The following is a 10,560-nucleotide window of genomic DNA, read 5'->3' on the forward strand; positions in this document are numbered from 1 at the left end:
GCCCGCGAGCATAGCAACGAAAAAGGCCCCCGGGTTTCCCCGGAGGCCTGCTTTCTGTCCGAACGTCAGGCTCAGTGATGAGCGCTGTCGTCGATGACCGGAAGCGTCTCGAACTGGTGGAACGGCGGGGGCGAGGACAGGGTCCACTCCAGCGTCGTCGCGCCTTCGCCCCAGTAGTTCCCGGCCGCCTTCTTGCCGGCGAGGAATGCGTAGGCGATGTTGATGAAGAAGATCACGATCGAAACGGCCATGATGACGTAACCGATCGAGGCAACTTCATTCCACTTGGCATAGGCCAGCGCATAGTCGGGATAACGGCGCGGCATGCCCTGAACCCCGAGGAAGTGCATCGGGAAGAAGATCAGGTTCACGCCGACGAAGAAGATCCAGAACTGCAGATGGCTCAGGAACTCGGAGTGCATGCGGCCGCTCATCTTCGGGAACCAGTAGAAGAACCCGGCGAAGAGCGAAGTGACCGCACCCAGTGACAGCACGTAGTGGAAGTGCGCCACCACGTAGTACGTGTCGTGCAGGTTGTCGTCCACGCCACCATTGGCGAGCACAACGCCGGTCACGCCACCGACGGTAAAGAGGAAGATGAAGCCGATCGCCCAGACCATCGGCGACTTGAACTCGAGGCTGCCGCCCCACATCGTCGCGATCCACGAGAAGATCTTGATGCCGGTCGGCACCGCGATCACCATGGTTGCGGCGGTGAAGTACATCTTCGTATTCACGTCGAGGCCGGTGGTGTACATGTGGTGCGCCCACACGATGAACCCGACCACGCCGATGGCGACCATCGCGTAGGCCATGCCGAGGTAGCCGAAGACCGGCTTCTTCGAGAAGGTCGAGATGATCTGGCTGATGATGCCGAAGCCCGGCAGGATCATGATGTACACTTCGGGGTGGCCGAAGAACCAGAACAGGTGCTGGTAGAGAACCGGGTCACCGCCGCCGGCAGGATCGAAGAAGGTCGTGCCGAAGTTGCGGTCGGTCAGCAGCATGGTGATCGCTGCGGCCAGAACCGGCAGCGCGAGCAACAGCAGGAACGCGGTAACCAGCACTGACCACACGAACAGCGGCATCTTGTGCAGGGTCATCCCCGGCGCGCGCATGTTGAAGATGGTGGTGATGAAGTTGACCGCGCCCAGGATCGAGCCAGCGCCCGAGAGGTGGAGCGAGAAGATCGCGAAGTCGACCGCGGGACCGACCGAGCCCGAAGTGGACAGCGGTGCATAGACGGTCCAGCCCGTGCCGGCGCCCTGGCCCGTGCCACCCGGCATGAAGGCCGAGAACATGAGCGAGCAGAAGCCGACGAACGTGAGCCAGAACGACACGTTGTTCATGCGCGGGAAGGCCATGTCCGGCGCGCCGATCATGATCGGAACGAACCAGTTGCCGAAGCCGCCGATGATCGCAGGCATGACCATGAAGAACACCATGATCAGGCCGTGCGCGGTGATCAGCACGTTCCACAGATGGAGCTGCTGGTCGAAGCTGGGATTGGCGGTGCCGAGCAGATCGGCGAAGTAGCCAAGGTACTGGATACCCGGATGCGCGAGTTCGGCGCGCATGATACCGGACACAGCGCCACCGATGATCCCCGCGAAGATCGCGAAGATCAGGTACAGCGTGCCGATGTCCTTGTGGTTGGTGGACATGAACCAGCGAGCGAAGAAGCCCGGCTTGTGGTCATGATCGTGGTCGTGCGCATGATCGTGCGCATCAAAACCTTCGTTTGCGGGAATGGTGGCCATGTCGGTCAAACCTTGTCCATGAAATCGCGTCAGGCGGCGGGCGCAGCGGAAGCTTCGGCGGCCGGAGCTTCAGCCGCGGCCGGAACCACTGCGGCAGCCGGAGCGGCAGCAGGTGCTGCCGGACCGACGGTGCCGCCGGGCTGGGTCTTGACCCAGGCTTCGAACTTGTCGCGCGGCAGGGCTTCGACCGCGATCGGCATGTAGCCGTGGCGCGCGCCGCACAGTTCGGAGCACTGGCCGTAGTACAGACCCGGTTCCTTGATGTTCAGAACCTTCTCGTTGATGCGGCCCGGAACAGCGTCGAGCTTGAACCAGAGCGAAGGCACGGCGAAGGCGTGGATCACGTCAGAGCCGATGGTCTGGATGCGGATCGGCTCACCGGCCGGCACAACCATGCGGTTATCGACCGCAAGGTGGCCCGGCTCGCCAGCCTTGAGCGCGTCTTCCTCCGACAGCATGTTCGAGATGACCTCGAACCCGCCATTATCGGGGTAGGTGTAGCCCCAATACCACTGGTAGCCGGTGACCTTGACGGTCAGCGCACCCTTGGGAGCGGGATCGTACTGATGCGCGAGCAGGCGGATCGACGGAACCGCGATGACCACGAGGATCAGCACCGGAAGCAGCGTCCAGACCACTTCGATCAGCGTGTTGTGGCTGGTCTTCGAAGCGACCGGGTTGGCGCGCTTGTTGAACTTGGCCATGACGACCAGAAGCAGGATCAGCACCAGGAACGAGATCACGACGATCACCGGCATCAGCAGGTAATCGTGCATCCACAGCGCTTCTTCGCCGGTCGCCGAGTACTGGTCCTGGAAGGTCCAGCCGCCATCGACGGGCTGACCCTTGCCGGGCGTCGGCTTCATGGGAACGTAGGAGCCCTTGTCGGCAGGCGCGGCTGCAGAAGCGGCAGCGACAGGCGCGGTCGATTCGGCGGTGACCGCGGGTGCTGCAGCGGCAGGCGCTACGGGCGCGGCAGCAAGTGCCTGCGTTCCGAACGTCAGCGCGGCGGCTACGCCAAGGGTCCTGATTGCTTTGCCCATGGAGCGGGCGGTATCGGCAAGACTCATCGTCGAAGTTTCCGCTTTTCCCTGTTTGCGCGCGAGCTGCGCTGCATCAAAGGGGGCGCTGGCGCACCCCCTCCAAGTCCCTCGATTGGACCGGCCTATACGCGCGGTTGTCACAAGCCTCAAGCGGCTGGACGCATATTTTTCAAGAGGGCAGCACACCCCTTCGGGCAATGCCGCAAGGGCATCGCGCGCGCCGTGTCGAAAAGGGTTGCTCCGTGCGCGCGCAAGCGCCATTTGCGCGGAAACTCCCCCGGCCTCCAGGTGACAGATGCTCGAAGACGAGATCCTTTCCGAATTCCGCGCCAGCCAGGCCCTGCTCGAAGGGCATTTCCTGCTCTCGTCGGGCCGCCACAGCGCGCACTACCTGCAGTGCGCGCGCGTGCTGATGGACCCGATGCGTGCATCGCGCCTGGCCGTGGCGATCGCGCAGAAGCTGCCGCGCGACGTGCGCCAGCAGATCCAGAAGGTCGTCGCGCCCGCGATGGGCGGCGTGATCATCGGCCATGAAGTGGGCCGCGCACTGGGCGTCGACGCGATGTTCGTCGAGCGGCCGACAGGCACGTTCGAGCTACGCCGCGGCTTCGCGCTCAACCCCGGTGACAAGGTTCTGATGGTCGAGGACGTCGTGACCACCGGCCTTTCGAGCCGCGAGGCGATCCGGGCGATCGAGGAAGCGGGCGGCGAAGTAATCGCGGCAGCCGCGCTAATCGACCGTTCGGCAGGCAGCGTCGACCTTGGCGTGCCTTTCTTCCCGCTGGTCGCGCTGAACTTCCCGACATATGCACCCGACGAACTTCCGCCGGAACTGGCAGCGACACCTGCGGTGAAGCCCGGCAGCCGGGTAAAGCCCTGATGAGCGTTCTGACTCCGGGTCGCCTCCGCCTCGGCGTCAACATCGATCACGTCGCGACGATCCGCAATGCGCGCGGCGGGGATCATCCCGATCCTGTGCGCGCCGCGGAGATCGTCGCCAGCGTGGGCGGTGACGGGATCACCGCGCACTTGCGCGAGGACCGCCGCCATATCCGCGACGAGGATCTGGCGCGCATCCAGGCCGCGACCAACCTGCCGCTGAACCTTGAGATGGCGGCGACCGACGAGATGGTCGAGATAGCGCTGCGCCACAAGCCGCACGCGGCCTGCATCGTGCCCGAACGGCGCGAGGAGCGCACCACCGAGGGCGGGCTGGACGCGGCGGGCCAGCACAACCGGCTTGCGCCGATCGTGTCGCGGCTGACCGATGCCGGCATCCGCGTCAGCCTGTTCATTGCGCCCGAGGCACGGCAAATCGAAGCCGCGATGAATCTGGGCGCACCGGTGGTTGAACTGCACACCGGCGAATACGCCCATGCCGAGGGTGACGCTGTATCGGTTGAACTGCGACGCATTGCCGACATGGCGGCGCTGGCGGCGCGCAACGGCATCGAACCACATGCCGGGCACGGGCTGACCTATGAGAACGTGCAGCCAATTGCCGCCATCCCGCAACTGGCCGAGCTGAACATCGGCCACTACCTGATCGGCGAGGCGATCTTCGTCGGGCTGGAAGCAGCCGTGCGGCGGATGCGCGATCTGATGGACGATGCGCGGTGAGGCTGAGGTCGTGATCATCGGAATGGGCTCCGACCTGTGCAACATCGAGCGGATCCAGAACTCGCTCGACCGGTTCGGGCAGCGTTTTATCGACCGGGTGTTCACCGAGGTGGAAAAGGCCAAGGCCGAGCGGCGGCCGTTCACCAAGGCCGGGACTTACGCCAAGCGCTTTGCTGCCAAGGAGGCCTTTTCCAAGGCGGTTGGAACCGGTTTCAAGGCAGGGGTGTTCATGAAGGACATCGGCGTGGTCAACGCGAAGTCGGGTGCGCCGACGCTGGCGCTTACCGGCGGCGCGGCGGCGCGGCTGGCGGCGATCACGCCCGAAGGCCATGAAGCCGTGGTCCATCTCACGCTTACCGACGATCATCCCTGGGCGCAGGCCTTCGTTGTGATCGAGGCCCGACCTCTTGCCGGAAATCCCGCAGCTTGACCGATCAAAATCCTCAAGAGCCCGTCACGCAGGTCAGCCCCCCTCCCCCGCCGCCCGACAGCAGCGTGAACTGGTGGGCCGAGATTCGCGGCCTTTTCGCGATGTTGCTGGCGGTGATGATCTTCCACAGTTTCATCGCCAAGCCGTTCTACATCCCCTCGATCTCGATGATGCCGAACCTGCTGGTGGGCGACCGGCTGGTGGTTTCGAAGTATCCCTACGGCTGGTCGTGGGTATCGGCCTCGTTTCACGTGATGCCGCGCGGCGACAAGCGCGTGCTGCCCGGAACGCCGCAATATGGCGATGTGGTTATCGCTGTGCCGCCCGATCGCGACGAGGACTACATCAAGCGCGTGGTCGCGCTGCCTGGGGACCGGATTGCGGTGGTGCACGGACAGATCGTCCTCAATGGCAAGCTTGTGCCGCAACAGGTTGAACCGCCTGTGCAAATCCCGGCCGACCCTGAGCTCTCATGCGATGGTGCGCCCTGCTACGATGTGTTCGAGCGCTATCGTACGCGGCTGACCGACGGGCGCGAGGTCTATGAACTGCCCGCCTTCCGCGAGACGCTGCCCAATGGCGCAAGCTACGTGGTGATCGACCACACGGACCAGTTCCTCGACAACTATCCAGAGACGCTGGTTCCCGCAGGCCACGTGTTCCTGATGGGCGACAATCGCGACCATTCGGCCGACAGCCGCGCCTCGATCGAGGAAAAGGGTCTGGGCGGGCCGGTGCCGCTGGCCAATGTCGGCGGGCGCGCCGAGTTCATCACCTTTTCGCTCGACGGCAGCGAGACGCTCAATCCGCTGACCTGGTGGTCGGCCTTGCGCGACGGTCGCGCCTGGACCAGATTGCGTCCCGAAATCCGCCGTAAGAGCCAGAGCGGCGACAGGGAGAAATGACCCGCATGGACACCCCGGCTTCGCCTGAAAGCGTCGTGCCCACGACCACCGGCCCCACCGACATATCCGACGATCTTGTCAAGCGCGAAGCCAAGAAGGCCGCCGTGTGGCTCGGCGTTGCCGCGCTCTTCGCGCTGGCAGTGCTCCTTGCGCAACCGATCATGGTCATCATCGGCGGTATCGTGTTCGCCGCGATGATCGATGGCGGACAGCGACTGATCGCACGAGCCGCGCCGTTCCTGCCAAGGTGGTCGCGGATTACGCTGGTGCTGCTGGGTGCGCTTGGCTTCCTCGTCTGGCTGGTGGTGTTCGCCGGCGGCCAGATCGCAGCACAGGCGGCACAGTTCCCCGCCGTGGTGCAAACGCAGATCGCGCGCCTGACCCTGCTGGCCCAGAGTCACGGCATTTCGATGCAGGACTTCGACCTGCAGCAGGTCGCTTCTCAGGTATTGGGCAGCGTCGGGCAGGTGACGCGGGCTCTGGGGGGTATCTTCGGAGGCTTCACTACGGCCTTCCTGATCTTCATCCTTGCGATCTATTTCGTGATCGAACCGGACATCTACCGTCGGGGCTTTGCCTGGATGATGCCCGAAGAGAGCCGAGACCACTTCGAGGGCACGGCCTTGCGCATGGGCAAGGCGCTGCGAATGCTGCTGTTCGGACGGCTGATCGGCATGGCCGTTGAAGGCATTGCGACCTGGGCGCTGCTGGCGTGGTGGGGCGTGCCGATGGCCGCGCTGCTTGGCCTCCTGACCGGTCTTCTGGCTTTCCTGCCGAACATCGGCGCGCCGATCTCGGGGCTGCTGATGGTGCTGGTCGGCTTTTCGGGCGGGACCGAAATGGGCCTGTTCTGCATCGCGGTCTACGTGATCGTGCAGACCGTGGACGGCAACATCATCGTGCCGATGGTGGCCAAGCGCACCGCCGACCTGGCGCCTGCGCTCGTCCTGGGTGCGCAGCTGGTGTTCGGCTTGCTGTTCGGCATTCTCGGCCTAATGCTGGCCGATCCGATCGTTGCGATGATCAAGATCGCGCTGGAGCGACAGGCCGAACGCAACGACGCAAACCGCCCCGCCGACTGATCGACAGGACCGCACAAGTGGCTCGCAAGTTCCTCTATTTCATCGTCGTTCTGGTCGTTCTGGTAATCACGGCGCTGGTTGTCCTGCGCATCTGGTCAAAGGAGCTGACCGGCTTTGCCTTCGTGCCGCGCGGTGCGTTCGAACAGCTCGACCCGCAGCCTTCGGGAATCTACGAGAGCCGCAAGATGTGGATATCGCGGCCCGATTTCGGCACGGGCGATCCTGCACAATGGCGACCGGCGGGCACAGGCAGCGAACGTGGCAAGGCGTTGGTGTTCTTCATCCACCCGACATCCTATCTGGCGCGCCAATACTGGAACGCGCCGATCGACGATGCCGACAGTGCGCGGCGCGCCGAGTTCTACGTGCGCGGCATGGCAACCGCTTTCAACGGCCAGGCGCAGGTCTGGGCACCGCGCTATCGCCAGGCGGCGTTTGGCGCTTTTCTTACCGACAAGGTCGAGGGCCAGCAGGCGCTCGATGCCGCCTACATGGACGTTCGCCAGGCTTTCGATGCGTTTCTGGCCGCGACGCCCAAGGACGCGCCGATCGTGCTGGCAGGGCATAGCCAGGGATCGCTGCACCTGATGCGACTGCTCAAGGATCGCGTCGCGGGCACGCCTCTGGCGGATCGCATTGTCGGTGCCTATCCCATCGGTTGGCCGATCTCGATCAGTCACGATCTGCCAGTCATGGGCCTGCCCGGCTGCAATGCGCCCGATCAGAGCGGTTGCGTGATGACGTGGGCAAGCTTTGCCGAACCCGCCGATCCGGCGATCCTGATCGACGCCTATCGCATGCGGCCCGCGCTCGACGGGCAGGCAAAGGGCACCGAGCCGGTTCTGTGCACCAACCCGCTGACTGGCCGGATGGGCGGAAGCGCCCCGGCATCGGCAAATCTGGGCTCGCTGCGCCCGTCTGAATCGCTCGACGGAGGCGAGATCATCGCCAAGGCCGTGCCCGCGCGCTGCGACGACAAGACCGGGCTGCTGATGATCGGCGATCCGCCCGAACTCGGGCCGTTCGTGCTGCCGGGCAACAACTACCACGTCTACGACATCCCGCTGTTCTGGGCGAACCTGCGCGCCGACGTCGCGCGGCGCACGATCGCCTGGGAAAAGTCGCACGCCCGATGATCACCCAATCGGTTCTGGAGATGCGCGATGCCCTGCCCGGCGGCGGGATGCTGCTGGGGCTGGATACCGGCACGAAGACCATCGGCCTTGCCCTGTGCGACCGCGAGTGGCGCTTTGCCACGGCGGGGACCACGCTGCGGCGCGGCAAGTTTACGGCCGACAAGGCGCGACTCGTGGCGTTGATTGCTGAGCGCGGCGTGAAGGGCCTTGTCGTCGGGCTGCCGCTCAACATGGATGGCAGCGAAAGCCCCCGTTCGCAGGGCGCGCGGGCCATGGCGCGCAATCTGGAGGACATCGGCCTGCCGATCCTGATGTGGGACGAGCGCTGGACCACGCAGGCGGCGGAGCGCACGATGATCGAGCAGGATTTCAGCCGCGCCAAGCGGGCCGAGAGGATCGATTCGCACGCCGCCGCGCTGATCCTGCAGGGTGCGATCGATGCGCTGGTCGGCAGCGTGATCTGAGCGGTGTAACCGCTCGCTTAAATCACTTGATCTTGGCTCTGTGCCCCGGCACTGCTCAACAATGGACACACCCCCAGAGACGAACGGCACGACTGGCGGCGATAAAGCGTCGTTTCCGCAAGACACGGCGCTCGACGCGGCAAAAGTCGGCAAGTTCATGATGAATCATGGGCATACCGGCTTTATCGGCATGGAGTTTCGCGACCATGGGGCCAACTGGGTCGAACTGGGTCTGCCCTGGCGCGAAGACCTTGTCGGCGATCCGGAAAGCGGCGTGCTGGCATCGGGTCCGATCGTCAGCCTGCTCGACAATGCCACGTCCATGGCGGTCTGGGCGTTGCGCGGCGGGTTCCGTCCTCAGGTCACGCTGGACCTGCGGGTGGACTACGTGCGCGCAGCAAAGCCGGGAATGACTGTGATCGCCCACGCCGAGTGCTACCAGCTCAAGCAGTCGATGGCATTCGTGCGTGGCATTGCCCATGATGGCGATCCCGACGATCCGGTGGCACATGTCGCGGGCATCTTCATTCAGGTGGAGCCCGAGGGCTGGGCCAACACGGCGGGGGCCAAGCCATGAGCGAGATCGAACACGAGGCCTTGACCGCCCGGCTGGCAGACGCCCTGCCACCTTATGCGCGCGCGATGGGCATGAGGGTCGAGGGCCTGCTGGATGGTGCGCCAGTTCTGGCGATGGACTTTGCCAATCGCGTCATGGGCCGTCCGGGCTACCTGCACGGAGGCGCGATCGCAGGACTGCTCGAGATTGCCGCAATCACCGCGCTGCGCGCGCATCTGGACGCGGACGAGGCGGGCACGCGGATCAAGCCGGTCAACATCTCGGTCGAATATCTGCGCGGCGGCGTGACCGTGCCGACCTTTGCCCGGGGACAGGTCATCCGGTCGGGCCGGCGCATTGCCAACGTCCGCGCCGAGGCCTGGCAGGGTGAGCGCGACAAGCCGTTGGCAAGCTGCTGGATGAACTTTCTGCTCAAGCCGAAGGCCTGAACGGCTACTCGACGACCTTCAGCAGGCGGCGCTCGAGCGGAGACAGGATGCCTGCCAGATCGTGGCCGCGCTTCAGGACCTGACCCGCTTCGCCGAACAGCGCCCACATCCCCTGCTTGCCGCGCAGCGACGGGCGTTTCTCGATACGGGCAGAGGGGCGCTCGGCAGTGCGCTTGAACGCGGCGAAACTTGCCGCGTCCTTGCCGAAGTCCATAGCGTAATCACGCCACATTCCAGCTGCGACCATGCGCCCGTAAAGGTCGAGAATGCGCAGCAGTTCGACACGATCGAACGCCACCTGCGCGACGGCGCGCGCATGGGGAAAAGGCAGGATGGTGCCAGGCGGCGTGCCCGATTCGGAACCGCTCACGCTCAGCGGCGGGTCCTCCGCGCGCCTGCCGTGGTGGGCGTGGGTGCGGGCGTCTGGCCATCGTCACCGGCCTGCGCCGCGACAAGTGCGGCGACTTGTGCCTTCAGCGCTGCGACCTCGCCCTCGAGATCGTCGACCCGGCTGCCGCCATTGGGCTCGCACGGTTCCTTGCAGGGCGTGCCGTAGGGGATGAATTCCTTGAGCCAGGTTTCGGCAGGGACCAGCGTCGAACGCGCCTTGAGCCCGACCATCGTCGCGCCTTCGGGCACGTCGTCGGTTACCACCGCATTGGCGCCGACACGGGCGCGCGGCCCCACGGTGATCGGACCGAGGATTTGCGCGCCCGATCCGATGATCGCGTTGTCGCTGAGCGTCGGGTGGCGCTTGCCGGGAACGCCGTTGGCCGGATTGGTGCCGCCAAGCGTGACGCACTGATAGATCGTCACGTTGTCGCCAATCTCGCAGGTTTCACCGATGACGGTGAAGCCATGGTCGATGAACAGGTGCTTCCCGATCTTTGCCCCGGGATGAATGTCGATCGCGGTAATGAAGCGCGAGAAGTGATTCACCAGGCGGGCGAGGAAGAACAGCTCGGCCTCGAACAGCCAATGCGCGACGCGGTGGAAACCGACCGCCCACAACCCGGGATAAAGGAGAATCTCCCAGCGCGAACGGGGCGCGGGATCGCGCGAGCGGATCGAGTCCAGATAGGCGACAAGGCCGTTCAACATGCCCCAATTCTCTC

Annotated in this window: 13 protein-coding genes; 9 read left to right on the forward strand and 4 right to left on the reverse strand. The window is 64.8% G+C overall.

Going from position 1 to position 10,560, the window contains the following annotated elements:
• Positions 1 to 71: 71 nt before the first annotated feature.
• Positions 72 to 1,760, reverse strand: coding sequence for a cytochrome c oxidase subunit I (gene ctaD, locus AC2A04_RS12130; protein WP_484212593.1), 1,689 nt, complete (start codon positions 1,758 to 1,760; stop codon positions 72 to 74).
• A gap of 29 nt (positions 1,761 to 1,789) precedes the next feature.
• The gene (gene coxB / locus AC2A04_RS12135; RefSeq protein ID WP_484212594.1) at positions 1,790 to 2,830 is read right to left on the reverse strand and encodes a cytochrome c oxidase subunit II; all 1,041 of its coding nucleotides are present in this window, start codon (positions 2,828 to 2,830) and stop codon (positions 1,790 to 1,792) included.
• Between the two features lie 268 nt (positions 2,831 to 3,098).
• Between coxB and pyrE the strand changes: the two genes are divergently transcribed.
• The 9 genes from pyrE (at position 3,099) to AC2A04_RS12180 (ending at position 9,445) form a co-directional block, all read left to right on the forward strand.
• Positions 3,099 to 3,683, forward strand: coding sequence for an orotate phosphoribosyltransferase (gene pyrE / locus AC2A04_RS12140; protein ID WP_484212595.1), 585 nt, complete (start codon positions 3,099 to 3,101; stop codon positions 3,681 to 3,683).
• Positions 3,683 to 4,423, forward strand: a complete 741-nt coding sequence (locus AC2A04_RS12145; protein WP_484212596.1) for a pyridoxine 5'-phosphate synthase — start codon at positions 3,683 to 3,685, stop codon at positions 4,421 to 4,423. The genes pyrE and AC2A04_RS12145 overlap by 1 nt, the downstream gene beginning before the upstream one ends.
• Before the next feature lie 10 nt (positions 4,424 to 4,433).
• Positions 4,434 to 4,853, forward strand: coding sequence for a holo-ACP synthase (gene acpS / locus AC2A04_RS12150; RefSeq protein WP_484212681.1), 420 nt, complete (start codon positions 4,434 to 4,436; stop codon positions 4,851 to 4,853).
• Positions 4,850 to 5,758 carry a signal peptidase I gene (gene lepB / locus AC2A04_RS12155; protein WP_484212597.1) on the forward strand — a complete coding sequence of 303 codons (909 nt, stop codon included), beginning with the start codon at positions 4,850 to 4,852 and terminating at the stop codon, positions 5,756 to 5,758. The genes acpS and lepB overlap by 4 nt, the downstream gene beginning before the upstream one ends.
• The gene (locus AC2A04_RS12160) at positions 5,755 to 6,840 is read left to right on the forward strand and encodes an AI-2E family transporter (RefSeq protein WP_484212598.1); all 1,086 of its coding nucleotides are present in this window, start codon (positions 5,755 to 5,757) and stop codon (positions 6,838 to 6,840) included. The genes lepB and AC2A04_RS12160 overlap by 4 nt, the downstream gene beginning before the upstream one ends.
• Positions 6,841 to 6,857: 17 nt before the next feature.
• Entirely contained in the window at positions 6,858 to 7,976 is a 1,119-nt protein-coding gene (locus tag AC2A04_RS12165) for a DUF3089 domain-containing protein (RefSeq protein WP_484212599.1), read from the forward strand.
• On the forward strand, positions 7,973 to 8,440 hold the full coding sequence (gene ruvX / locus AC2A04_RS12170; RefSeq protein ID WP_484212600.1) for a Holliday junction resolvase RuvX: 468 nt from the start codon (positions 7,973 to 7,975) through the stop codon (positions 8,438 to 8,440). The genes AC2A04_RS12165 and ruvX overlap by 4 nt, the downstream gene beginning before the upstream one ends.
• Before the next feature lie 61 nt (positions 8,441 to 8,501).
• On the forward strand, positions 8,502 to 9,017 hold the full coding sequence (locus AC2A04_RS12175; RefSeq protein WP_484212601.1) for a PaaI family thioesterase: 516 nt from the start codon (positions 8,502 to 8,504) through the stop codon (positions 9,015 to 9,017).
• On the forward strand, positions 9,014 to 9,445 hold the full coding sequence (locus tag AC2A04_RS12180) for a PaaI family thioesterase (protein ID WP_484212602.1): 432 nt from the start codon (positions 9,014 to 9,016) through the stop codon (positions 9,443 to 9,445). Before AC2A04_RS12175 ends, AC2A04_RS12180 begins: the two co-directional genes overlap by 4 nt.
• Before the next feature lie 4 nt (positions 9,446 to 9,449).
• Here the strand turns inward: AC2A04_RS12180 and AC2A04_RS12185 are convergent, their stop codons facing one another.
• Positions 9,450 to 9,779 carry a DUF2794 domain-containing protein gene (locus AC2A04_RS12185; protein ID WP_484212682.1) on the reverse strand — a complete coding sequence of 110 codons (330 nt, stop codon included), beginning with the start codon at positions 9,777 to 9,779 and terminating at the stop codon, positions 9,450 to 9,452.
• A 38-nt stretch (positions 9,780 to 9,817) separates the two neighbouring features.
• On the reverse strand, positions 9,818 to 10,546 hold the full coding sequence (epsC, locus tag AC2A04_RS12190; RefSeq protein ID WP_484212603.1) for a serine O-acetyltransferase EpsC: 729 nt from the start codon (positions 10,544 to 10,546) through the stop codon (positions 9,818 to 9,820).
• Between the last annotated feature and the right edge of the window lie 14 nt (positions 10,547 to 10,560).

The organism is Novosphingobium sp. HNCC26DJ243 (genome assembly GCF_057180545.1).